At 70.9% G+C, this 23,628-nt stretch carries 23 protein-coding genes; 13 read left to right on the forward strand and 10 right to left on the reverse strand.

Going from position 1 to position 23,628, the window contains the following annotated elements; genetic code table 11:
- The first annotated feature begins 146 nt into the window (after positions 1-146).
- The 9 genes from GGQ91_RS03980 to GGQ91_RS04020 all read left to right on the forward strand — a co-directional run bounded on the left by GGQ91_RS03980 (position 147) and on the right by GGQ91_RS04020 (position 11,723).
- A complete protein-coding gene (locus GGQ91_RS03980; RefSeq protein WP_182591399.1) occupies positions 147-1,937 on the forward strand; it encodes a peptide ABC transporter substrate-binding protein in 1,791 nt (596 codons plus the stop codon).
- A 15-nt stretch (positions 1,938-1,952) separates the two neighbouring features.
- Positions 1,953-2,912, forward strand: a complete 960-nt coding sequence (locus tag GGQ91_RS03985; RefSeq protein ID WP_182591400.1) for an ABC transporter permease — start codon at positions 1,953-1,955, stop codon at positions 2,910-2,912.
- On the forward strand, positions 2,878-3,810 hold the full coding sequence (locus tag GGQ91_RS03990; RefSeq protein WP_182591402.1) for an ABC transporter permease: 933 nt from the start codon (positions 2,878-2,880) through the stop codon (positions 3,808-3,810). Before GGQ91_RS03985 ends, GGQ91_RS03990 begins: the two co-directional genes overlap by 35 nt.
- 380 nt (positions 3,811-4,190) lie before the next feature.
- The gene (locus GGQ91_RS03995) at positions 4,191-6,041 is read left to right on the forward strand and encodes a dipeptide ABC transporter ATP-binding protein (RefSeq protein WP_182591404.1); all 1,851 of its coding nucleotides are present in this window, start codon (positions 4,191-4,193) and stop codon (positions 6,039-6,041) included.
- Positions 6,042-6,431: 390 nt separating this feature from the next.
- Positions 6,432-6,644, forward strand: a complete 213-nt coding sequence (locus tag GGQ91_RS04000; protein WP_043353304.1) for a hemin uptake protein HemP — start codon at positions 6,432-6,434, stop codon at positions 6,642-6,644.
- Complete coding sequence (locus GGQ91_RS04005) at positions 6,641-7,519, forward strand: heme/hemin ABC transporter substrate-binding protein (protein ID WP_182591406.1); 879 nt, start codon at positions 6,641-6,643, stop codon at positions 7,517-7,519. The genes GGQ91_RS04000 and GGQ91_RS04005 overlap by 4 nt, the downstream gene beginning before the upstream one ends.
- A 24-nt stretch (positions 7,520-7,543) precedes the next feature.
- Entirely contained in the window at positions 7,544-8,590 is a 1,047-nt protein-coding gene (locus GGQ91_RS04010) for an iron chelate uptake ABC transporter family permease subunit (protein ID WP_182591407.1), read from the forward strand.
- Positions 8,583-9,407: a heme ABC transporter ATP-binding protein gene (locus tag GGQ91_RS04015; RefSeq protein WP_182591409.1), complete on the forward strand. Its 825-nt coding sequence runs from the start codon at positions 8,583-8,585 to the stop codon at positions 9,405-9,407. The genes GGQ91_RS04010 and GGQ91_RS04015 overlap by 8 nt, the downstream gene beginning before the upstream one ends.
- A 180-nt stretch (positions 9,408-9,587) precedes the next feature.
- The gene (locus GGQ91_RS04020; protein ID WP_182591411.1) at positions 9,588-11,723 is read left to right on the forward strand and encodes a TonB-dependent hemoglobin/transferrin/lactoferrin family receptor; all 2,136 of its coding nucleotides are present in this window, start codon (positions 9,588-9,590) and stop codon (positions 11,721-11,723) included.
- Between the two features lie 16 nt (positions 11,724-11,739).
- On the opposite strand, the gene GGQ91_RS04025 is transcribed toward GGQ91_RS04020, so the two are convergent.
- Positions 11,740-12,672 carry a glycosyltransferase family 2 protein gene (locus tag GGQ91_RS04025; RefSeq protein WP_043355178.1) on the reverse strand — a complete coding sequence of 311 codons (933 nt, stop codon included), beginning with the start codon at positions 12,670-12,672 and terminating at the stop codon, positions 11,740-11,742.
- Positions 12,673-12,676: 4 nt separating this feature from the next.
- The gene (locus GGQ91_RS04030) at positions 12,677-13,711 is read right to left on the reverse strand and encodes a glycosyltransferase family 2 protein (RefSeq protein WP_182591413.1); all 1,035 of its coding nucleotides are present in this window, start codon (positions 13,709-13,711) and stop codon (positions 12,677-12,679) included.
- A 542-nt stretch (positions 13,712-14,253) separates the two neighbouring features.
- On the opposite strand from GGQ91_RS04030, the gene GGQ91_RS04035 reads away from it, so the two are divergent.
- Positions 14,254-14,475: a DUF6894 family protein gene (locus GGQ91_RS04035; RefSeq protein ID WP_043355176.1), complete on the forward strand. Its 222-nt coding sequence runs from the start codon at positions 14,254-14,256 to the stop codon at positions 14,473-14,475.
- A gap of 59 nt (positions 14,476-14,534) precedes the next feature.
- Here GGQ91_RS04035 and GGQ91_RS04040 read toward each other — a convergent pair whose 3' ends face one another.
- A complete protein-coding gene (locus tag GGQ91_RS04040) occupies positions 14,535-15,611 on the reverse strand; it encodes an acyltransferase family protein (protein ID WP_043379157.1) in 1,077 nt (358 codons plus the stop codon).
- A gap of 177 nt (positions 15,612-15,788) precedes the next feature.
- Positions 15,789-15,941: a hypothetical protein gene (locus tag GGQ91_RS04045; protein ID WP_164706357.1), complete on the reverse strand. Its 153-nt coding sequence runs from the start codon at positions 15,939-15,941 to the stop codon at positions 15,789-15,791.
- Positions 15,942-16,152: 211 nt separating this feature from the next.
- Here GGQ91_RS04045 and GGQ91_RS04050 point away from each other — a divergent pair, with 211 nt between their 5' ends.
- Together GGQ91_RS04050 and GGQ91_RS04055 are read left to right on the forward strand one after the other, a co-directional pair.
- Positions 16,153-16,890 (forward strand): sugar transferase, encoded by a 738-nt coding sequence (locus tag GGQ91_RS04050; protein WP_051045014.1) that lies wholly within the window; start codon positions 16,153-16,155, stop codon positions 16,888-16,890.
- Between the two features lie 54 nt (positions 16,891-16,944).
- Entirely contained in the window at positions 16,945-17,175 is a 231-nt protein-coding gene (locus tag GGQ91_RS04055; protein ID WP_182591414.1) for a hypothetical protein, read from the forward strand.
- Between the two features lie 243 nt (positions 17,176-17,418).
- Here GGQ91_RS04055 and GGQ91_RS04060 read toward each other — a convergent pair whose 3' ends face one another.
- Positions 17,419-18,252, reverse strand: a complete 834-nt coding sequence (locus GGQ91_RS04060) for a family 16 glycosylhydrolase (RefSeq protein ID WP_043379159.1) — start codon at positions 18,250-18,252, stop codon at positions 17,419-17,421.
- A gap of 202 nt (positions 18,253-18,454) precedes the next feature.
- On the opposite strand from GGQ91_RS04060, the gene GGQ91_RS04065 reads away from it, so the two are divergent.
- Positions 18,455-19,480, forward strand: a complete 1,026-nt coding sequence (locus GGQ91_RS04065) for a glycosyltransferase (RefSeq protein WP_182591416.1) — start codon at positions 18,455-18,457, stop codon at positions 19,478-19,480.
- Between the two features lie 31 nt (positions 19,481-19,511).
- Here the strand turns inward: GGQ91_RS04065 and GGQ91_RS04070 are convergent, their stop codons facing one another.
- The 5 genes from GGQ91_RS04070 to GGQ91_RS04090 form a co-directional block, all read right to left on the reverse strand.
- On the reverse strand, positions 19,512-19,820 hold the full coding sequence (locus GGQ91_RS04070; protein ID WP_246410540.1) for a hypothetical protein: 309 nt from the start codon (positions 19,818-19,820) through the stop codon (positions 19,512-19,514).
- Between the two features lie 194 nt (positions 19,821-20,014).
- Positions 20,015-20,320: a hypothetical protein gene (locus tag GGQ91_RS04075; protein ID WP_182591418.1), complete on the reverse strand. Its 306-nt coding sequence runs from the start codon at positions 20,318-20,320 to the stop codon at positions 20,015-20,017.
- A gap of 456 nt (positions 20,321-20,776) precedes the next feature.
- Positions 20,777-21,019, reverse strand: coding sequence for a hypothetical protein (locus GGQ91_RS04080; RefSeq protein ID WP_043759834.1), 243 nt, complete (start codon positions 21,017-21,019; stop codon positions 20,777-20,779).
- Positions 21,020-21,115: 96 nt separating this feature from the next.
- Positions 21,116-21,337 carry a DUF6894 family protein gene (locus GGQ91_RS04085; protein ID WP_043355162.1) on the reverse strand — a complete coding sequence of 74 codons (222 nt, stop codon included), beginning with the start codon at positions 21,335-21,337 and terminating at the stop codon, positions 21,116-21,118.
- A gap of 806 nt (positions 21,338-22,143) precedes the next feature.
- Positions 22,144-22,971 (reverse strand): LuxR C-terminal-related transcriptional regulator, encoded by an 828-nt coding sequence (locus GGQ91_RS04090; RefSeq protein WP_043355160.1) that lies wholly within the window; start codon positions 22,969-22,971, stop codon positions 22,144-22,146.
- Positions 22,972-23,628: the final 657 nt, after the last annotated feature.

Consider the following 23,628-nt stretch of genomic DNA (forward strand, 5'->3'; position numbering starts at 1 on the left):
AGGGACTGGCATGCAGGGCCGGGGCCATGCTGTGCACGAAGCGAACCTTCCTCAACACGTTTCAGTTGAACCGTCACTGGCCCGCCCCTTGCCAAGGCCGCCACCGGAATGTTGCTGTGCCGCGTGGCGGTCAACGGGATGCGTACATGGACGAGCGGGATCTGCGCGGCCTCATCGGGCAGGTGAAGGGCGGCCGCCTGTCGCGGCGCGCCTTCGTGCAGCGGATGGTGGCTTTCGGCCTCACCGCGCCCATGGCCGGGCTGATGCTGGCCGGGAACGGAGTCGCGATGGCGGCCGATATCCGGGCCGGCTACAAGCCGACCAAGGCCGGCGGCGGCGGCGCCCTGAAGCTGCTCTGGTGGCAGGCGCCGACCCTGATCAACCCGCATTTCGCCATCGGGACCAAGGACCAGGACGCCTCGCGGATCTTCTACGAGCCGCTCGCCGCCTGGGACGCGGACGGCAACCTCGTGCCGGTGCTGGCCGCCTCGATCCCGTCCAAGGAGAACGGGGCGCTCGCCGCCGACGGCCGCTCGGTGGTGTGGACGCTGAAGCCCGGCGTGACGTGGCACGACGGCAAGCCGCTCACCGCCGACGACCTCGTCTTCACCTGGGACTACGCCCGCGACCCCGCCACCGCGGCGGTGACGGCCGGCTCCTACAAGGATTGCAAGGTCGAGAAGGTCGACGACCTCAGCGTCCGGGTGCTGTTCGACAAGCCGACGCCCTACTGGTGCGACGCCTTCGTGGGCATCGTCGGGATGGTGCTGCCGAAGCACCTGTTCGGGCCCTATAGCGGCGCCAAGTCCCGGGACGCGCCGCAGAACCTCGCCCCCGTCGGCACCGGCCCGTACCGATTCGTGGAGTTCCGGCCCGGCGACATTGTCCGCGGGGAGCGCAACCCGGACTACCACCTGCCGAACCGGCCGTATTTCGACACGATCGAGATGAAGGGCGGCGGCGACGCGGTCTCGGCGGCCCGCGCGGTGCTCCAGACCGGCGAGTACGACTACGCCTGGAACATGCTGATCGAGGACGAGGTGCTGAAGCGCCTGGAGACCGGCGGCAAGGGCCGGGTCGACGTGGTCTACGGCGGCAAGCTCGAGTTCCTGCTCCTCAACGCCACCGACCCGAACGTCGAGGTCGACGGCGAGCGCGCCTCGATCACCACCAAGCACCCCGCCTTCTCCGACCCCAAGGTCTGCCAGGCGATGAACCTGCTGGTCGACCGCAAGTCGATCCAGACCTACATCTACGGCCGCACCGGCAAGCCCACCGCCAACACGGTCAACGGGCCGGAGCGCTTCGTCTCCAAGAACACGAGCTTCGCCTTCGACCCGGCCAAGGCCAACGCGCTCCTCGACGAGGCCGGCTGGAAGAAGGGCTCCGACGGCATCCGCGCCAAGGACGGCAAGAAGCTCAAGCTGCTCTTCCAGACCTCGATCAACGCGCCGCGTCAGAAGACCCAGGCGATCATCAAGCAGGCGGCCGCCAAGGCCGGGATCGAGATCGAGCTGAAATCGGTGACCGGCTCGGTGTTCTTCTCCTCCGACCCGGCGAACCCCGACACCTGCACGCATTTCTACGCCGACATGGAGATGTACGCCTACAGCATGACCCAGGCCGATCCGGCGATCTGGCTGCTCATGTACGCCTCCTGGGAGGTGGCCCAGAAGGCCAACAAGTGGCAGGGCCGCAACGTCGTGCGCTGGCGCAACGACGCCTACGACAAGGCCTACAACGCCGCCCAGAGCGAGCTCGACCCGGTCAAGCGCGCGGCGCTTCTCATCACCTGCAACGACCTCGCGGTCTCCGAGAACGTGCTGCCGCTGATCCACCGCGCCGAGGTCTCGGCGGTGGGCGCCACGCTCACGGCGCCCCGCAGCGGCTGGGACAACGACCTGTCGTTCCTGCCCGACTGGTACAGGGAGGCCTGAGCGGGAGCACGGGCCATGGGCGCCTACATCCTGCGACGGCTCCTGATCGCGATCCCGAGCCTGCTCGGCATCAGCCTGATCCTGTTCACCGTCCTGGCGCTCGCGCCGGGCGACCCGTTCGGCGAACTCGCCAGCAACCCGAACGTGCCCCCGGAGGTGCGGGCGGCCCTGCGGGTGAAATTCGGCCTCGATGACCCGATCCTCACCCGCTACCTGCACTGGCTCACCGCCATGCTGCAGGGGGATTGGGGCTTCTCCTTCGCCAGCCGGGTGAATGTCGACACCCTGATCCTGCAGCGGCTGCCGACGACCCTGTTCATCGTCGGCTCCTCGCAGGTTCTGGCGCTGCTGATCGCGGTCCCGGTGGGCCTCTACGCGGCGCGCCGGCCCTACTCGCTCGCCGACCAGGTCGCCAACACGCTGGCCTTCGTGGGCTTCTCGCTGCCGACCTTCTTCACCGGCCTGCTGTTCATCCTGCTGTTCTCGATCAAGCTCGGCTGGCTGCCCTTCGTCTACCAGGCCGACCTGCCGGGCTCCGGCCTGCCCTGGATCTGGGCGAATGTCCGGCAGGCGATCATGCCGGTGGCGGTGCTGGGCTTCTTTCAGGCCGCCTCCTACACCCGCTACGTGCGCGCCTCGGCGCTGGACGTCGCCCGCCTCGACTACGTCACCACGGCCCGCGCCAAGGGCCTATCGGAGGGCACGGTGACCCGCCGGCACATCGCCCGCAACGCCCTGATCCCGGTGGTGACGCTCGTCGCCCTCCAGATCCCGGCGGTGTTCGGCGGCGCCATCGTCACCGAGCAGATCTTCCGGATCCCCGGCATCGGCTCGCTGCTGATCGACGCGATGCTGGCCAACGACACGCCGGTGGTGATGGCGGTGACCTTCGTGTTCGCCGGCCTCGTCATCCTGTTCAACCTCGTCGCGGACCTGCTCTATGGCTGGCTCGACCCTCGCATCGCCCTCCGATGAGGCGGTGCCCGTCGCCCGCGCGCCGGCCTCGCCGGCGCGGGAGACGTGGCGGCGCTTCCGGCGGCACCGGCTGGCGCTCGCCAGCGTCGGCGTGCTGGCGCTCCTCGTCGCCGGCGTGGTGTTCGGCGGCCTGCTCTGGCCGGTCGCCATCGACGATATCGACTTCGCGGCCCAGCTCCAGGGCCCGTCCTGGGACCACCCGTTCGGCACCGACGATCTCGGCCAGGATCTCCTCGCCCGGATGATCTACGGCGGCCGGATCTCGCTCGCCGTGGGCTTCGCCGCCATGGCGGTGGCGAGCCTGATCGGCGTGCTGGTGGGCGCGCTCGCCGGCATGTCGCGCCGGTTCCTCGACCCGGTGCTGATGTGGCTGACCGACCTGTTCCTGTCGCTGCCGCAGCTGCCGCTGCTGCTCCTGGTGATCTACCTGTTCCGCGACAGCCTGAAGGCCGTGTTCGGCAGCCAGGGCGGCGTGTTCCTGATGATCGTCGCGGTGATCGGGGGCCTGCGCTGGATGCCGGTCGCCCGGCTGGTGCGGGCGCAGTTCCTGAGCTTGCGCGAGAAGGAGTTCGTGGAGGCGGCCCGCTCACAGGGGGCGACCACCGGGCACCTCGTGCGCCGCCACATCCTGCCGAACGCCCTGGGGCCGGTGATCGTGGCGGCCTCCATCGAGGTCTCGTCGGCGATCATCGCGGAATCGACGCTCTCCTTCCTGGGGCTCGGCTTCCCGCCCGACATCCCGACCTGGGGGCGGCTGCTGTTCGACGCCAAGGACCATCTCGACGTCGCCCCGCACTGGGCGCTGTTCCCGGGGGGCGCGATCTTCCTGACGGTGCTGTCGATCAACTTCATCGGCGACGGTTTGCGCGACGCCCTCGACCCGCGCCGGGTGCTCTAGGGCATGCGGCGGGGCTTCGAGGGCTGCCGGCTTGCCGTGACCACGCCTGCCCCCGCAGAGGGGCGGACAGACCGGAAGGCCCTTTCCGGCACTGGGGCTTCAGGATCGGGTGCGGGTCCCCTCTCCCGGGCGGGAGAGGGACAGGGTGAGGGATCAGGTCTTTCAGGATGGGGCACGCCCTGTCGGAGCGTCGACGGTGTGCTCGGTCCTGAACCTTCTCATCCCTCACCCCAACCCTCTCCCGCACGGGAGAGGGGGCCCGTCGCGCTCCGTCATCAGCGTCGGTGCGCATCGGAGAGGCGGGAACATCGTCGCGTCGGAGGGCGCGGGGACGGTGTGGAGTCGCCCCGTCGAACCCCGCTGGATCAGGAGTGAAGCCCGTGACGGATCCGATCCTCTCGGTCTCCGACCTCACCGTGTCCTTCCGCTCGGAGGGCCGCTGGCACGCGGTGGTGCACGGCGTCTCCTTCGATGTCGGGCCCCGCGAGACCGTGGCGCTGGTGGGCGAGTCCGGCTCCGGCAAGAGCGTCAGCGCCCTGTCGATCCTGCGCCTCCTGCCGCGGGACGCGAGCCGCATCGGCGGCAGCGTGCGCTTCGCGGGGCGCGAGCTGCTCACGGCCCCCGAGGTCGAGATGCGGCGGGTGCGCGGCGATTCCATCGCCATGATCTTCCAGGAGCCGATGACCTCCCTGAACCCGGTGCTCACCATCGGCTTCCAGATCGCCGAGGCGCTGATCCGGCACCGGGGCCTGTCGCGGTCCGCCGCCGAGGCGGAGGCGCTCCGGCTCCTCGACAAGGTCCGGATCCCGGCCGCCCGGTCGCGCCTGCACGAGTACCCGCACCGCTTCTCCGGCGGCATGCGCCAGCGGGTGATGATCGCCATGGCGCTGGCCTGCCGGCCGAAGCTCCTCATCGCCGACGAGCCGACCACGGCGCTGGACGTCACGATCCAGGCCCAGATCCTCGACCTCATCAAGAGCCTGCAGGACGAGGAGGGCATGTCGGTCCTGTTCATCACCCACGACATGGGCGTGGTCGCCGAGATCGCCGACCGCACCGTGGTGATGTACCGGGGCCGCGCCGTGGAGGCCGGCCCGACCGCACGGATCTTCGACGCCCCCGCCGAGCCCTACACGCGGGCGCTGCTGGCCGCGGTCCCGCGGCTGGGGACCATGGCGGGCCGCGCCCGCCCGATGCGCTTCCCGGTGGTCGACCGGGCGACCGGCCTGGCGGCGCCGACGCCCGAGACCCCCGACACCGTCAGGGCCGCCGAGCGCCCGGTGCTGGAGGTGCGCGACCTGACCGCCCGGTTCGACATCCGCTCCGGCCTCCTCGGCCGCGTGACCGGCCGCGTCCACGCGGTGGAGCGGGTCTCATTCAGCCTCGCGGCCGGGGAGACCCTGGCGCTGGTCGGCGAATCCGGCTGCGGCAAGTCCACCACCGGCCGCGCGATCCTGCGCCTCGTCGAGCCGCTGTCGGGCTCGGTCCTGCTCGACGGCGAGGACATCACCGGCCTCGACCCGAAGACCCTGCGCACCCGCCGCCAGCGCATGCAGATGATCTTCCAGGACCCGTTCGCGAGCCTCGACCCGCGCCTGAGCGTCGGTGCGGCGGTGGCCGAGCCGCTGCTGATCAACCGCCTCGCCGCGCCCCGCGAGGCAAGGCTTCGGGCCGAGGAGCTGCTCGCCCGGGTCGGACTCGCGCCCGAGACGGCCGGGCGCTTCCCGCACGAATTCTCCGGCGGCCAGCGCCAGCGCATCTGCATCGCCCGGGCCCTCGCCCTGACCCCCCGGCTGATCGTCGCCGACGAGGCGGTCTCGGCGCTCGACGTCTCGGTGAAGGCGCAGGTCGTGAACCTGATGCTCGATCTCCAGGCCGAGTTCGGCCTCGCCTACCTGTTCATCTCGCACGACATGGCGGTGGTGGAGCGGGTGAGCCACCGGGTGGCGGTGATGTATCTCGGCGAGATCGTGGAGATCGGACCGCGCGCCGCGATCTTCGGCGACCCGCAGCACCCCTACACGAAGAAGCTGCTCGCCGCCGTGCCGGTCCCGGATCCGGCCCGGCGGGGCGCGCGGCACGCCCTGCCGGACGACGAGATCCGCAGTCCGATCCGCGCGCCCGACTACATGGCGCCGGAGCGGCTCTACCGGGAGGTCGCGCCTGGCCACAGCGTCCAGGATTGGGGGGGCGACTGGGACGCGGGCCCGCGTCAGGGCGCGGCGGCCTGAGGCCGCTCAGCTCCGCCGCTCCGGCGATCGGACGCAGCGCCTCGCCCGCCTCACCGCTGCGGCGATCGCGCGGCCGGACTGGGCGCGCAGCGTGGCGGCCCATGCCGGCCCGCTCTGGGCGCGGGCCCCGATGGCACCCGGTCGTCGCGGTCGACAGCGCTCCGGCCGATATCGCTCGGGTCGAGGGTCTCGACGGAGCCGAACCGGTCCAGCGCCGCATCGGCGGATCCGAAAATCGGAATCGCCCGGCCTCTACAGGAGATTTATGAAGTATTACGACGCCACCGCAGCGGGGTGGCGCCCGCAATCGATTGCCGCTAAGCTGTTCGTCTATCCAAGTAAGTCTTTCATTTGAAGATTTACAAACAACAGCTCTGGAGCGATCGGTCCATGTTGCGTGCCGAAGGAGAGGGGCAGCGCGGCTTTCCGGCTGGGACCCGCGCGGGGCCCGGCGCGACGCAGCCCGTTCCGCTGCCGGAGCCGGCGGCCGAGATCGGCTCGGCGCGTCTCCTGCAGGGGCGCCGGGAGATCGTCATCCGCCACGGCGGCCACGCCTATCGCCTGCGCGTGACCGCGAGCGACAAGCTGATCCTGACCAAATGAACGGCCCCGCCCCGATATCGCGCCGCACCCTCCTGGCCGCCGCCGCGGCCGGTGCGCTCGCCCCGCGCGCCGCCGCCGCGCAGGCGGCCACCCGCATCGCCGCACTGGGCGGTGCCGTCACCGAGATCCTCTACCGCCTCGGCGCCGGCGGCCGGATCGTCGCGGTCGACACGACCAGCCTCTACCCGCCCGAGGCGCTGCGCGAGAAGCCGAATGTCGGCTACCTGCGGGCGCTCTCGGCCGAGGGCCTGCTGGCGCAGCAGCCCGACCTGATCATCGCCGCCGAGGGGGCGGGCCCGCCCGCGGTCCTGGCGCAGCTGCGCGAGGCCGGGCTGCGTGTGGAGACCGTGACGGAGCCGCCGAGCCCCGAGGGCGTGCTGGACAAGATCGAGACGGTCGGGCGCCTCGCCGGGCTGGAGCGCGCGGCCGAGGCCCTCGAGGCCGAGGTCCGCGCCCGTTTCGCCGACCTCGCGGCCCGGCGCGCCCGGATCGCCCGGCCGGCCCGGGCCCTCGTCGTCCTCTCGGTCCAGGGCGGCCGGACCGTCGTCGGCGGTGCCGGCTCCTCGGCGGACGGCATCCTGACCCTGGCGGGCATCGCCAACGCGGCCACGGGCCTGGAGGGCTTCAAGCCGATGACCGACGAGGCCATCGTGGCCGCCGCTCCCGACGCGGTGGTGATGATGCAGAACGGCCCGGAGCCGCCGAAGCCCGAGGGTATCTTCGCCCCCGGCACGGCCCTCGCCCAGACCCCCGCGGGCGCCCAAGGCCGGCTGGTGGCCATGGACGGGCTCTACCTCCTCGGCTTCGGTCCGCGCACGCCGCAGGCCGCCACGGACCTGATGCAGGCGCTCTACCCGGACCTGCCGCGTGACTGAGCCGCGCGGCGGCGGGCGGCGCGCGTGAGCCGGCGGTCCACGGCGCCCTGGGTGCTGGGGATCCTGGCGGCCCTGGTGGTGTCCGCCGCCCTGCTCTCCGTGAGCCTCGGGGCGATCCGCATCCCGGTGGAGCGGGTCCTCGCGGTCCTGCTGGGGGACGGCAGCGATCCGGCGCGCGCCCGGGACGCCCTCGTGATCCTCTCCATCCGCCTGCCCCGCACCCTGCTGGGGCTGATGGTCGGGGCGGGGCTGGCGGTCTCCGGCGCGCTGATGCAGGGACTGTTCCGCAATCCCCTGGCCGACCCGGCTCTGGTCGGGGTCTCGTCGGGGGCGGGGCTCGCCGCCGCGCTCATCATCGTCCTCGGCGACCGCATCCTCGCCCATCTCGGGCTGCCCGGGCCGCTGCCCTACGCGGTCCTGCCGGCCGGGGCCTTCCTCGGGGGCCTGGGCGCGACCCTCATCCTGTACGTCCTCGCCACGCGGTCCGGGCGCACCGCCGTGGCGACGATGCTGCTCGCCGGGATCGCCCTCGGCGCGCTGAGCGGCGCGCTGACCGGCCTGCTGACCTTCGTCAGCGACGACCGGCAATTGCGCGATCTCGCCTTCTGGTCCCTCGGCAGCCTCGGGGGCGCCACCTGGGCCAAGGTCGCGGCCTCGGCGCCGCTGATCCTGCCGGTGCTGGCCGCGGTCCCGTTCCTCGGCCGCGGCCTGAACGCCCTGGTCCTCGGCGAGGCCGAGGCGTTCCATCTCGGCGTCCCGGTGGAGCGGCTGAAGCGCGCCTGCATCGTGCTGGTGGCGGTCGCGGTCGGCGCCAGCGTGGCGGCGGCCGGGGTGATCGGCTTCGTCGGCCTCGTGGTGCCGCACGCCCTGCGGCTGCTGATCGGCCCGGGGCACCGGCTGCTGCTCCCGGCCTCGGCGCTCCTCGGCGGCGCCTTCCTGATCCTCGCCGACGTGGTGGCGCGCCTCGTCGCCGCGCCCGCCGAACTGCCCATCGGGATCGTCACGGCGCTGGTCGGGGCGCCGGTCTTCCTGTGGCTGCTCCTCGACCGGGTGCGGCCGGACGATGTCTGATCCGGCCCTGCTCACGGCGCGCGACCTGACCGTCACGGTGGCGGGGCGCGACCTCGTGCGCGACGTCTCCCTGGGGGTGGAAGGCGGCACCCTCCAGGTGATCGTCGGCCCGAACGGGGCCGGCAAGTCCACCCTCCTCCGCCTGCTCAGCGGCGCCCTGCGCCCGACCCGGGGCACCGTCGCCTATGCCGGCGCGGCAATTGAGACGATCCCGCCCTGGCGGCTCGCAGCGATGCGGGCCGTGCTGCCGCAGGCGGCGCGCCTCGCCTTCCCGTTCGCGGCGGCCGAGGTGGTCCGGATCGGCCTCGACGGCATCGGCCGGGGCCTCGGCGCCCGCGACCGCGCCGCGATTCTGGCCCGGGCCCTCGAACAGGCCGACGTGGCCCATCTCGCCGGGCGCGCCTATCCGACCCTGTCGGGCGGGGAGCAGGCGCGGGTGCAATTCGCCCGCGTGCTCTGCCAGCTGGAGGCCGGCCGCACGGTCGCGGCGCGGCAGGTGCTGTTCCTCGACGAGCCGACCGCGAGTCTCGACCTCCGCCACCAGGGCGCGCTTCTCGACGCGGCGGCCGGGCTGGCAGCGGCCGGCATCGCCGTGGTGGCGATCCTGCACGACCTCAACCTCGCCGCGGCCTATGCCGACCGGCTTCTGGTTCTGGACGGGGGCCGGCTGGTCGCGCGCGGGCGACCGGCCGAGGTCCTGACGGACGAGCTGATCGCGCGGGTCTTCGGCGTTCGCTGGCCGGTCGGCCGGGTGCCCGAGGGCGACCAGCCCTTCCTCCTGCCGCATCGGGATGTGGCCGGCCGGACACCGACCTGACCGGATTTCGTGGATCCTCGACGTCGTCCGGCCGGCGCCAGGACGGCCTTCTCGGCATGCCGGCCCGACATCCCAGAAAAATCTGTTGCGCATCGCCGTCGCGATCGGCGAGAAAAGCTTCAGCAAGCCAGCCATCCGCCAGCCAGCTCTTGGAACGACTGTGCGGGGGCGATCGTCATCATGGCTTATGCTTTCCACCGGGCGCTCGTCGCCCTCGGCGTTGCGCTGGCGACTCTGCCGGGCGCCCGGGCGGAGGAGTCCGGCCCGGCCGCGCGCCTCGAGTCCGAGATCGGCCTCGATACGCTGTCGGTCACCGCGACGAAGACCGCCGTTCCGGCCGTCGACGCCCTGGCGGGCACGAGCGTCGTCCCGCGCGCGGCCCTCGACCGGCTCCAGCCCGGACGCCTGTCCGAGGTGCTGCGCGACGTGCCCGGCGTGACCACCCAGGAGAACCGGACCGATCCCGCGCAGGCGATCAACATCCGCGGCCTGCAGGATTTCGGCCGGGTCAACGTCCTTGTCGACGGCGCGCGGCAGGACTTCCAAGTCTCGGGCCACGGCGCCAACGGCGTGTTCTACCTGGATCCCGAACTCGTCGGCGGCGTCGACATCACCCGCGGGCCCACGGCGACGATCTACGGCTCGGGCGCCATCGGGGGCGTCGCAGCGTTCCGCACCCGGTCGATCGACGACATCCTGGCCCCCGACGAGACCGCCGGCTTCGTGCAGAAGCAGGGCTTCGGCACGAACGGCCAGCGCTTCGTGAACAGCTCGGCGCTCGGCACCCGCATCGGCACCACCGCGGACCTGTTCGGGCAGTTCGTCTTCCGCGACACCGCGCCCTATCGCGACGGCGCCGGCCTGCCGGTGCCCGATACCGGCAGCGACCTGAATGCGGGCCTCGCCAAGCTCACCCTGCGGCCCGCGGACGGACACGCGATCCACGCCACCGCGCTCCTCCAGCGCTTCGACTTCGTCAATGGCGGCGACACCGGCGGCGGGGCCCGCTTCGCCAACGCCGTGCAGGCCGACACCTACACCGTCAGCTACCGCTTCGCCCGGCCGGACGTGCCGCTCGTCGATCTCAGCCTCGACGGCTACGCGACCACGACGCACGACGCCCTGACTTTCCTGCAGGACTCGCCGCGGGGCGTTTACGGCCGGCTCGGCACCCGGGCCGGCGACCGTCTGACCTACGACATCGCGACGTTGGGCTTCGACGCCCACAACACCGCCCGGTTCGAGACCGGTCCGGTCGCGCACGCGCTCACGCTCGGCGGCGACGGCGTGGCGAATCGCGTCCGGACCACCGACCGGGCCGGCGGCTTCGGGGCAGCCTTCACACCGTCGGGGCGGCGGGACCTGGCCGGCGCCTTCCTGCAGGACGAGATCCAAGCCGCGCCGTGGCTGCGGATCGTCGGCGCGCTCCGACACGACAGCTACCGGCTCGACGGGGGGGCCTATCGCGCCGGCGGCGCGCGGGTCTCGCCGAAGATCACGATCGGCGTTGCGCCGCTGGGCGGCCTCGAACTCTACGGCACCTATGCCGAGGGCTATCGCGCGCCCACCGTCACCGAGACGCTGGTGCAGGGCCTCCACCCGTTCCCGGCCTTCACGATCCTGCCGAATCCGGCCCTGCGGCCGGAGGTGGCCCGCACCGTCGAGGGCGGCGTCAACCTGCGCGCCGACGCCGTGATGGGGCCGGAGGATTCCCTGCGCGCCAAGCTCGCCGTGTTCGACACCGCGGTCGACGCCTTCATCGACATGCAGGCGGTCGGGCCGACCTACTTCGTCCCGGCGATCCCCGGCATCCCGGCCTCGGCCTGCGCCGCCCGGCCCGGGCGCTTCCCCTGCGTGATCCCGGTGCGCTCCTACCAGTACCGCAACATCGCCCGGGCCGACCTGTCGGGCGTGGAACTGGAGGGCATCTACGATTGGGGCCGGGGCTTCGTGTCGCTCGCCGCCACCCATATCGACGGTCGCGACCGCGCCACCCGCGAGAGCCTGCTCACGGTGCCGCCGGACCGGATCGGCACGACGTTGGGCCTGCGCTTCCTCGCCGACCGGCTCACCGTCGGGACGCGCCTGACCCTGGTGGATGCGCGCACCGACCTCCCGGCGGGTTCCCGGAACCGGGCCACCAAGGCCTACGGGCTGGTGGACCTCTTCGCCACCTATGCGGTCACCGACCGGGTCACGGCGGATGTCGTCGTCCAGAACGCCCTCGACCGGCGCTACCGCCAGTACCGCGACGCCCTGGCAAGCCCGGGCCTCGTGGCCAAGGCGGCGCTCAGCATCGCGTTCGCGACCCGCTAGGAGACGCTAGGAGACGCTACCGGTAGCGCGACGGGTGATATTCCCGGTAGCTCAGGCCGATGACCGCCGCGAGCAGGCCGGCCCCCCGGCACAGCGTGTAGCCGCCGCCGATCAGGGTCTCCGGCCTGAGGGACAGGCCGGCGATCCCGAGCCGCAGCAGACCACCGCCGAGGCGCGCGAGGCCGCGGCCCGCATTGGCGAGGCGGCCGGTCACCGTCTCCGGGCGGAGCCGGCCGAGATAGGCCTCGACGTTGCCGCTGCGGTACCAGCGGGCCAGCAGCCAGCGCACCCGCATCCGGTGCGTCGGGATGCTGTCGTAGACCAAAGCCGTCTCGGCCCAGGCGATCCGGTGCCCGGCCTGCAGCAGGGACCGGAAGAAGAAGGTGTCCTCGCCGCCCAGGGTGTTGAAGCGCATGTCGAAGGACAGGCCCAGCGCCCGGATCACCCGCAGGTCCAGGAGCGCGTTGGCGGTGTAGCCGTCCTGCACGAAGCCGTCGCGGACCGGCAGGCGCTTGGCGAAGAAGCCCCCCGCCGCCGCCCAGGTGGGCGGCACCCGGTCGAAGAACGGCACGACCGGCCCGATGCAGGCCGCGGCCCCCGTTCCGAGGGCGGTCTCGAGCAGGTTGTGGAGCCAGTCCCGGTCGGGGAACTCGTCGTCGTCGATCAGCGCGACCCAGTCCGCGCCGGCCGCGGAGGCCTCCGCGAGGCTCCGGTTGCGGACCGCGGCGAGGCCGCGGGTCTCCTCCCGGGCATAGGTGACCGGGAAACGGCCGGTCGCCCGGTAGGCCTCTACGACCGGCACGGCGGCGCGGCTGCGCCCGTTGTCGATGATCAGGATGCGCAGGGCGGTCTCGGCGAGGTTGCCGAGCCGCTGCTGGTCCAGCGCCTTGAGAAGGCGCGCGAGCCCGACGGGCCGCTCGCAGGTGCAGATACAGATGCACAGGCGCATCGTCTCACCTCTGTCCGATCGGGAGGGCGTGTAGCCTCGGCCGCAGGCGCTTGCCCGCCGCTTCCAGCAGCGTCGCGGCCAGGGATTGCCACATCCGGGGATGCCGGAGCGCCAGGGCGGCGCCCTGGATCCACAGGCCGGCCTGGGCGGCCTCGATGACCTGGGCCATCATGCGCATCATCGCGAGGCCGTCGCGGTAGGCGCGGCTGCCGTGGCGGATCTCAGCGGACCGCGCCCGGGCCTCCGCGAGGCGGCCGTGCTCCGCCCGGGCCGCGAAGGCCGCCTCCAGGCGCGCAATGTCGGCTTGGCGCAGCCGGTGGGACAGGGAGGTCGGGCCGCGCCGATAGCCGTAGCCCGCGTCGCTGGTGACCACGAACCGCGCGCCCGCCGCGAGGGCCTCGAGGCACAGCAGGAAGTCCTCGCCGATCCGGACGCCTTCGTCGTACCGGATCTTGTGCCGGTTGAGGGTCTCGGCCCGGATCATGGGCTTGAGGTAGCCGAGCTTGGTCCCTGGCCTGAGAAGTTGATTGCAGGCGATGTACTTGGCGAGATCGATCTCGAACAGGTACGGCTCCCGGCCGCCCTCCATCATCCCCGGTCCCCGGGGATCGAACACGTCCGTGAACGGGATCGGGTTGTCGGCGACGATGTCGGCATCCGCCGCCAGGGCAAGGTCGAGCAGCGACCGGGAGCGATCTGGCAGGATCAAGTCGTCGGCGTCGAGGATCGCGATCCAGCGGCCCCGGGCGGCGTCCAGGGCCGCGTTCCGGGCGCTCGACGGGCCCCGGGGCGATCCCGGCCCGGCCCCGGCGAGGGAGATCACGCGGACGCGCCGATCGGCCTCCGCCAAGCGCGCCAGCACGGTCCCGGTCCCGTCCCGCGAGCCGTCATCGACCGCCACGACCTCCACGGCGACGCCGGTCTGGGCGAGGGCGGAGCGAACGGCCATCTCGATCCAGGGCGCCGCATCGTGCGCGGCCATGATGAACGAGACATCCACGGACGTGCCCCGGGCATCGGACAAGAGTTGATCCGCCATCGCGTTTCCTGGCCCGACGGGCGCGGCCTCCCGGGCCGCCCTCGACATGAGCCCGAAGTGATCGGCGCGCACGACGCTCAAAGGGCGTAGGGCCGCCGGCAGCCCTTCCTCTTGCGGCGGATGGCTCCGGTGGCGGGGGGCGCTCAGCGCGACCCGGGCTTCGATTCGCCGCCGGGACGCGGCTCCTGCGGGGTGAGGCCCTGCGTCAGGATCGACCGGACATGGGCGCGCAATTTCTGCTTTCGCTCCGCGGAGGCGGAAGGATCCTTCTTGAGGCTCGAATCGCCGGAGGCTGTCATGTCGAACGCCGCTGAGGCCCGTCACCGCGCGTCGCCATGGCCGACGCGGCCGGAAGGGTGATCGGCGATACCTATAATGGATTATTTGGATGGAATCTCGACATTATTGCAACGCGACTGGCGAAAACAGTTTTGGTGTTTGTTAAGGTTTATGTCTCCTACTGAGCATTGTCGGGCACGGGCGAACTACGTAGGTAGTATCCGAGGGGGCCCTCCCGAGGGCAGCATTCAGGGAGGAGATGGGTGCCCAGTCGCTTCTATTTCGATATCGAGAACGGCAAGGAAACGATCCGCGACGCGCAGGGCGTGGAAGCCGAAGACCTGGCCGAGGCGCTGGCGGAGGCCCGCAGCGTGATCGACGAAGTGGCAGGCGATCTGGGTGCCGCAGGCTCGGACGGCAGGTGGACGCTCGTCGTGCGCGACGCCACCGGTGCCGAGGTCGGCCGGTTGCCGATCAAGAGCTAGACAGGGCCCGCCCGCGGGCATCCGCAAACCGGCCCGGCCGCTGCCGCCGCGGGACGCGGCTACGGGCCGATCAGCGCAGACGAGCCGACCCGCCGGGGTGGCGCCCGCAGGAGCCGGCGGGCCGGCGCCTCGAGGAGCCGCCACGACAATTCCGCCAGCAACAGCGTGAGGATCAGGTCCAGCGCCATCGAGACCGGGCGCGGGCCGGCGACGTCGAGGCCGATTGGCGCGAGCACCCGTTCCGCGTGGAGCGGAACGTGGAACAGGTAGGCGGCGTAGCTGATCACGCCGATCCGGCGCAGCCACGGGATCTCCAGCAGGGCGACCGCGCGGCCGTCCCGCACCTGAACCACCTGCAGCAGGAGCAGCGCCGCCAGGACGCCGCTGAGGCGGCCGAGGATCAGCCACCAGCCGGTCGGCGCGACCACGAGCGGCAGGGTCAGGAACAGGATCGCCACGCCGGCCAGGGCGGCGTCGTGGGCGAGCCAGGCCGGAAGCGGCTTGGTGCGCAGACCGGCGAGGCCGCCCAGCGCGATCAGCCCGAGATTGGCCAGCGTATCGACATCGAAGCGCGTCGGCCCGGCGCCCGACAGCCACAGGGCGCCGTGCGTCACGACGCTGACCCCGATCAGGATCCCGCACAGCGTGCCGAGGTGCCGCCGCGGCAGGAACAGCGCCGCCGGCGCGAACAGCAGGTAGAATTGCTGCTCGACGGCGAGGCTCCAGAGGTGGCCGAGTTCGGTCCCCCAGCCGTTCTGCGCGATGTAGACGTTCGTGACGTAGAACCACGTCGCGCCCTTGAACGCGGCGGTGCCGAGACTGGACGGGTCGCCGGGCCGGACCGTGTAGAGCACGAACAGGAAGACGTAGTAGACCGGCACGATGCGGGCGATCCGGTTCCGGTAGAACAGTCCGAGGCTGCCGAGCGGCGTCGCCGTGCCGGCCTCCACCGCCGCGCGGGCGGCGTCGAGGATGCGGACGATCAGGAAGCCGCTCAGGACGAAGAACAGCCACACCCCGGCTGTGCCGAGGGCTTCGGTCCTCGGGCTCGACGCCTTGTGGCTGATGAACACCATCAGGAACGCCACGGCCCGGAGGCCGTCGAACCCGATGATGCGGCGCTCTGGAGGGGCCACGGCGCGCCTCGTCCGGTGATCGTCCGCGCCGCGCCGGGGCAGACCTGAGTGCCGATCTCGCCCGTGCGGCTTCGTTCGCGTCCGGAAGGGCCGGACACGCCGCCATAGACCGGGCTGAGAGCCGGAGGTCCCTACCTCGATCGGGGGAGCGGGGCTCCCCGAAAGCGGTCTTGCCGCTCAGCGGCGCCGGGCGAGGAGGGCGACGAGGCCGACGGAAACGGCCGCCGCAGCCTGGGCGGCCAGCAGCGCGACCAGGATCCCCTTCGGCAGGACCAGTGTGAAGCCGATCGCTCCTCCTATCAGCGCAGCGAAGACCAGCACCACCAGCAACGATTTACCTCCATTGATGGATCGGCGGCCGTCTTGTTGCCGAACCTCTCGCCGGCCCAGAGTCGGCGCAAGGGTTCCGCCTGCGATCGACGCCCCTTCGGACCGGCTGACAGCCGTCGAAGCCGGCTGCGGCGACGCGGGCCGGACCGGCCGGGCGCGCACGCCGCTCCGCAGGTTCGGACCCCGTCTCGCTTCGAGTCAAGGAGCCGACATGTTGCGCCCGGCCGGGACCCCGACGCCGATCGAGTCGTCGACGCCGCAGGATGTGGTCGAGACGATCAACGAGGCCTTGGTCAAGACGTTGCCGGCGACGGTGCAGGCCGGCCCGGGCCTCAGGGCGAGCTGGGTGACGAAGCGCATCCTCGACGCCACCATCGCCCTGACGGCCCTGCTCCTGCTGCTGCCGCTCCTGCTGTTCATCGCCCTGCTGATCTGGGGGAGCGACGGCCGGTCGCCGATCTTCCGCCACAAGCGCCTCGGCCGGTACGGGCGCCCCTTCGGCTGCCTGAAGTTCCGGTCCATGGTGCCGGACAGCGACACGGTTCTGACGCGGCACTTCGCCGAGCATCCCGAGGCCCGGGCCGAGTGGGAGGCGTCCTACAAGCTCACGCACGACCCCCGCGTGACGGCGCTGGGCCAGGTCCTGCGCAAGACCTCCCTCGACGAGCTGCCGCAGCTCTGGAACGTGCTGTGCGGAGAGATGAGCCTCGTCGGTCCGCGGCCGATCGTGCAGGCGGAGGTCGTCCGCTACGGCGCCGACTTCATCACCTGCTTCTCGGTTCCGCCGGGGCTGACCGGCCTGTGGCAGGTCTCCGGGCGCAGCGACACGGGCTACGCCGAGCGCGTCGCCCTGGATTGCGCCTATGCCAGCCAGTGGAGCCTCGCCCGCGACCTCGGCATCCTGCTCAAGACGGTGCCGGCCGTGTTGAGCCAGCGCGGCAGCCGCTAGGGCCATGGCCTGGCGGCCGCGTCCCAATCGCCGCGCACACCGTGGAATGCGCCGATGAAGGGCATGATGCTCAACGCCCTGCTGGGTGTGATGCTCGGACGCTTCGGTTCGGTCTGGCGGCTGCTGGTCTTCGTTCCGATCGTGGCGGCGGAGGTCGGCTACGGCCTCTGCGTCTACAACCTGAGCGCAGGTGCGTGTCTGCGCCGCGGTACGGCGCTGCTGATCTGCGGCCAGCTGGCCTTTCTGCTCGGCGCGCTGCTGCGGCCCATCGCCAATCCGCGGTGACGCCCCCGGGGCCGGCCCGGGCCACCGCGGCGACGCGGGCACGTCAGGCCGCATCGTCCTCGGCGGTGGGTGCCTCGATGCAGAGGCGCCAGAACTCCACGAATCCGGCGGCGTAGGCGGCGATGACGAGGCTCGACCAATGCATCGCGCAGCTCCGGGCACATTCGCGGGCTGAGCGTGATGCGGAGACGTTAAGATTCCGCCCCGTCCGGTGTCCGGGGCGCGGCCGACCGACGGGGGCCGCTACCGGCAGACGATCGATTCCTTGAAGCCGCACGGATCGCCCATCCGGGTGAACGCCACCCGCTCGAACAGCGCGATGACCGGCCGTCCCGGATAGACCGTCGGCCCGAGCCAGGACGCGAAATCCTGGCCCTGTCCCGACCAGACGCTGAGCATGATCTTGCCCGGATGCGACGGGAGCGGCCGGTCGGGCGCGGCGCGCACCTCGCGCAGCAGGCGTCCGTTGACGTACCAGCGCAGGCGGTCGGGCAGCCACTCGAGGGCGTAGTCGGCGGTGGCGGTCGCGGCGTCGAATCCGAGCGGGTCGAAGCTGTCGTGGCCGCCGACGCCGCCGACGAAGTAGTTGAGCTGGACCTTGCCGGTGTCCTTGCCGAGGAACTCGAAGTCGATCTCGTCGTTCGTGCGCCGGTCGCCGTTCTCGGGGCCGTTGTAGGTGAAGAACGCCGAGACCATGCCGGACCCGGCGCCGGGCCGCATCCGGACCTCGTAGGTGCCGTAGCCGTAGCGCTCGTGGGTCTGGATCTCGGCGCAGCTGAACGGGCGCTCCTTGTAGGCGATGTTCGCCAGGGCCAGCGTCAGTTCGCCGGGCTTGGCGATCCGGACGCGCTGCTTCGACCACATGCAGCCCTGCCAGTCGCCGTTGGCCCAGCCGTCCGAGATGTACCAGCGGCGGTCGCTCAAGGTGTTGAAGGTCTCGACGAAGGATCCGCCGCCCTGTTCGGCCGGGGCGCCGGCCGGCGGAGCGGCGGTCTCGCCGGCGCTGCCGGGATGGGCCTGCAGGAGGAGCGTCGCCGCCACGCAGAGGCGGCGGACCGGGCCGGACCAGATCGTCATGCGCGCGTCCTTATCTTCGCCGCCCGATCGCGGCGGTGCGGATCGTAGCGACGGGGGCGCCGCGGACCGGTGATCATTCGGACGATCCGGGCCGGGGCGCTCCCTCTCCTTTCGGACGATCTCGCGCCCCGCGGCGGAGCCGTCCTACCGTGCGGCGGACCGGCCGCGGCGCGGACCGGCCCGTGAGTCGCGGAGTCGTCCGGTGCGCAGATTACAGGCCCCGTCCCCCGTCCCGGAGGTCTGCGTCATCATCGCGGCCCGGGACGCCGCGGACACGATCGCGACCGCCATCGCCTCGGCGCTCCGGCAGCCGGAGGTCGCGGAGGTCATCGTGGTGGACGATGCCTCCGCGGACCGGACCGGCGGGGCCGCCGCGGCGGCCGACGACGGTTCGGGCCGCCTGAAGCTGATCCGGCTGTCCGTCAATGTCGGACCCGCGGCCGCCCGCAACCGGGCCATCGCGGCCGCGACCGCCCCGCTGCTCTGCATCCTCGACGCCGACGACCACTTCATCGACGGCCGGCTCGGCCGGCTCCTGTCCGCGCCCCGGACCTGGGACCTGATCGCCGACGACATCATCATGGTCCGCGGCCGCGAGGCGGGCTCCGCCGCCGGCCTCGTGACCGGGCCCGGGCGGCCGCAGCGGCTCACCCTCGCGACCTTCGTGGCCGGCAACATCCCCCGTCCCGGCGCGTACCGGCGCGAACTCGGCTTCCTGAAGCCGGTCATGCGGCGGGGATTCCTGGAGCGGCAGGGGCTGCGCTACGACGTGCGCCTGCGCCTCGGGGAGGATTACGCCCTCTACGTGGAGGCGCTGGCGGCCGGGGCGGTGTTCGCCGTGACGGCGCCCTGCGGCTATGTGGCGGTCGAACGGGCGAACTCGCTGAGCGCCCAGCACCGGACGGACGATCTCGCGGCGATCCTGGCCTTCGACGACGCCATGCTGGACCGGCCGGGTCTCACCCCGGATGCCCGGGCGGCGCTCCGGGCTCACCGGACCGCGACGGCCAAGCGCTGGCAACACCGGCGCGTTCTCGACCGGCGACGCGCCCAGGGCTACGCGGCGGCCGTGAGGGAACTGCTCGGCACGCCCATGGCGTGGCGGCACATCCTGTCGGTGACTCTTGCGGCCAAGCTCGCGCGCCTGATGCCCGCGGCTGCGCCGGACCGGGAGATCCGGCCGCGCCTGCTCCTCGGGCCCGAGCGCCGCCTCGAGCCCGTGCGCTGATCCCAGGCTCCGGCCGAGCCTGCCTGGCGGATCAGCGGTCGCGCTCCGCCTTGCGGGTGCGCACGGCCGCCACGTCGAAGCAGACGTCGTCCAGCGCGCAGCGGACCCGTTCGAGGGCGGTCGAGAACGCCGCGTCCAGATTCGGATCGACGGCGTCCCGCTTCGTGCCCTGGTGGAAGCTGTCCAGCAGGTAGGGCATCATCTTGCCATGGAGCGCCACGTAGGCACCGGGGCTGGACAGCTCGTAGACGACCGCAAGAGCGTGATAGGCCCGGATCAGGACCTCGAGCGCGACATCCGCACTGCGTGCGCCTCGATCACAATCATCGCTACATATCATCGTGATTGATATTCTATTGCTGCCCTTTTCTCCGGGTAACATGCTCAATTATATCTGTCGATATTGAGGCCATTTGCAATTCTCGACACAGCGTGCGGCACGGCGATTTAGCGGAGGCCCATGGCTCGACTGCAACAGTCGCGGAATGGACAAGCTCAGCGCAAGTCTATGTCAAGCCTATGTCAAGTCTATGCCTAGCCGCGCACATGTCGTGTCGGCCGGATCATCGTGGCAATCTTGTTTTCAACCTCAACGAGGACACTGTTCACAAGTTGAACGGCGTCATCGACCGTCCCGGTTGTCAGGCTTCCGTTGCGGCTAGTTTCTTGAATGATGCGGAAATTATCTTCGACGAACGAGCGGATCTTCTGCTGAACATCGCCGAACTCGCCAGGATGAGCCGTCTCATAGAGCAGGGCGAGGGCCAAATAGGCGCGTCCGACCATGTCCAGCGCCAGGGTTGTGCTGATATCCGAATTTTCCGCTTCTGGCGCCGGCACGACGACTGAATTTCCTGTCGCAAGCTGAACTGCTACTCTATCACATTCTCAATTCGACGCCAGCCATGTCGAATTTTTTCAATGGGATGGCGCCTTTCACGCATCCCGTTCGGACCGCGACCGTCCCGGAACCGCTTTCCGGCGGAGCTGGCCCGCGGGGGGACTGTCCAAGACACGGCGTGCCGCTTCGGCCGGATCGGGCGCGAGGCGGGCGACCGCGCGTGGAGAGCCCGCATCCGCCGACGCCGAGCGGCACGGTCGCCGCATGGCCGGATCGGCGGATCGGCCGCCCCGGGGGCATCGGTCAGGGCCGGGCCCGTCGCATGACGGGACAGGCGCCGGCCGTGGAGGCGCGGCGCGCAATCGGCGCCGGTGCGGGCGCGGGGGCCTGTGCCCGGGACGCCCTGTCTCGACGGGAGCGGAACCGGACGTGCCGCGTCGCTCCGGGCGGAACCGTCAGCGGGTCGCGCTGTCCTGACGCCGGGCGCGGTCGCGGCTCGGGAGCGGCGCGAGACCGTGCTCGACCCGCAGCTTGAGTCCGAGGATCCGGTTGTGCCGCGCCATGGCGCGAAGCGATTCGGCCGTCTCGATATCGCCGCGCAACTGCAGGGCGTCGGCGGCCAGCGCCATCTGGGCGGCCATGGCATCAGCCTGCAGGGCGGCGCGCGGGTCGGTCGAGGAGTGGGGCATTCCGGCCATGGCTGCCACGGTGCGAGGGCTGGCCCGATCCTCAAGACGATCCGTTAACGATATCTTAACAGCGCGCCTGGGAGGCGGCGGGTGCGGCCAGTGCCGTCACTTCCGGATGGGCAACCGGCCGACCAGCCAGCCGGCCTCGTTGCGCACGAGCAGGGTCCAGAGCGGTTCCCGGCCGCCTCCGGTGATCTCCTCGGCCATCTCGGCGATCACGCTGCGGGCCTCGATCAGGGCTTCCTCGAGGCCCGCGGCCTCGACGCCGACCAAGTCGCGGATCGTCTCCTCGGCATTTGCGATCTCGAAGTAGAAACGCGCCGCCAACAGGATTCTCCTCGGTCGGAACTCTTTCGGGAGTTCTCTGCTATAGCCCGATGCGCGCATCTTAGCCGCGTGCGCCCTGAGATGAAGCGGTCAGAAAAGAGCAGCCGTCTTTGGCAATTCGGGTGATGCCTGTGCGCAATCTTCGCCGGATCGCCGAAGGATGGCTCGATCTAGGCCGAAGGGCGTAGCCGTCTGACACCCGCGATGTCCGGACGGTGATGTCGGGGCAGCACGGGTGCGGATCGAAGGACGGGGGATGTCGAGCCCTGCGCGGACGTGCCGGCGCCTCCCAGGCTCCCAGGCTCCCAGGCTGGGGCGGGGGGACGCGTCCGGCGCCGCGCTGCGGGGCGCCGCCAAGCGCGAGGCGGGCGTGGCCCTGAATGCGGGTGGCGGCGGTCGGCGGCCGGGTGCGCGATGCCTGGACGGGCAGCGGCCCGCCAGCGGCCGAAGCGGCCAGTTCCGGTGCGGCCCGGCGCCCGCATGCCCGACGGGGCGGGCGACACGCTGCGCGAACTGCCCGCGACGGAGCGGGGCGGCCGGCAGGGAAGCGATCTCGACTTCGCCCGCGATGGGGCCCGTCGCCGCGCGAGCCGGGATCTGCGCCGATGATCGCGCCCGCCGGGGCGGCGCGGGCGATCCGTCCGCTTCAGGAGCCCGATGCATCAAGCGGCGGCGAGGCTGACGAGGCCCCTCCCGGGCCGATCAAGCCGTCGACCGGAGAGGAGTCCGTGAAGCCCCGCTTGGCGCCGCCGGATCGCGGTCTCGCCGGGGTCACCCTGCGACCGCGGGAGGGGCGCCGGGAGCGATCAGGCCGCGGGGGCCTTCACGCTCGCCAGGCTCGAATCCTCCCGGAGGAAGTACTTGTTCGTCAGATAGGCGACTTCCGTCCGGTTCTTGGCCTTGAGCTTCTTCATGATATTGCGGACATGAACCTTCACGGTGCTCTCGCACATGTTCAGTTCATACGCGATGATCTTGTTCGGCGTGCCCTTCCGCAGCGCCCGCGCCACGCAGAGCTGCCGCGGCGAGAAGATCTCATCGTCGCCGGCCTCGACCGGCTCGTCCACCTTGATGTTGGCCAGCAGGGGCAGGAGGCACTCGGCCGGGATGTAGACGCCGCCGGCCTGCACGAGCTGGAGGGCCTGCAGGGCGATGTCGACGGAGGTCGTCGTCGGAATGTAGCCTTTGACCCCGAGCTTGATGATCCGCACGATCTGCTCGAGGTGCTCGCCGTCCGAGATGACCGCCACCGGCGGCGTGCCGGCCTCGCCCTGCAGGAAGGTCAGCTCCCGGGTGATCTCGGCCCACTCGGTCTCGGACAGATTGCCGTCCGGCCGACAGAGGACGACCACGCTCGCCGGAACGAAGGGCGTCTGACGCTTCCACGATTCGATGTCCGCGAAGACTTCGAACGAAGTCTCCCGGTCGGCCTCGCTGAGCGAGGCGGCGAGGCATCGGCCGACGAGCTGGCGTCGATCGATGATCACGATGCGGCTGGAGCGGCCCCGGGACTGGTCCCGTTGCTCGACGACGGCCGGGTTGTCACCGGCATGTGCACCCGAAAAGCCGCCGCGGCTCTCGGCCGTGTCCCGCTCAACGATGATGAGCGCGTCTCGAGTACCAAGACTGGCCATGAGAAATTACCTCCTTTCGAAGGAAGTCCATTGTCAGCGATGACGTGAGTACCCAATGAGCCCGCCGACGGCGTGACACTGAGATACGCGGTCGCTCCGGTCGTCTGGGGCGATGGCCGATGACCACGGATACAATGCTAACTTTCGTAAAATCGCCTGTAAATACCCTGTATGAAATTAACTGCCTAAATTTCTTCTCTAAATACAATCATCGCTCACTACGTACGTACAGGGTGATTTGTTTGATAGCCGGTTCTTGAACTGATCGAGATGTGCATTCGCAAGGTCGTTTGTCGTCGGGCAGCGATCGGTCTCAAGATCTTTGCGAATGTAGTCCATCGTTCATCGATTTTCTGAATGATCAAACTTTGCTTTGCTTGCCTCCGCTTATTGCTAAGGCGTTTGGCTTGGCTTTCGAACCGATTTCGATGATCCGAATGCGCTTCAGGTATTCGATTGCAAGTATTCGCCCCAATGCGATCCGGTGTCAAATGATGAGGCTAAAATGCAACATATGTGGGTGTTTGTTGGGGCTGTTTTGAGTCGAGTACTGATTTCATGGGTACGCTGCGGTACCGAATGGCAGGGCATCCGGATCCGCGGCGCGGCTGGGCGTGCCGCCCGGCGCGGCGGGCGAATCAGCCCGCGCCTGCGCGC

This window comes from Methylobacterium fujisawaense (assembly GCF_014138435.1).
Classification (GTDB): domain Bacteria; phylum Pseudomonadota; class Alphaproteobacteria; order Rhizobiales; family Beijerinckiaceae; genus Methylobacterium; species Methylobacterium fujisawaense.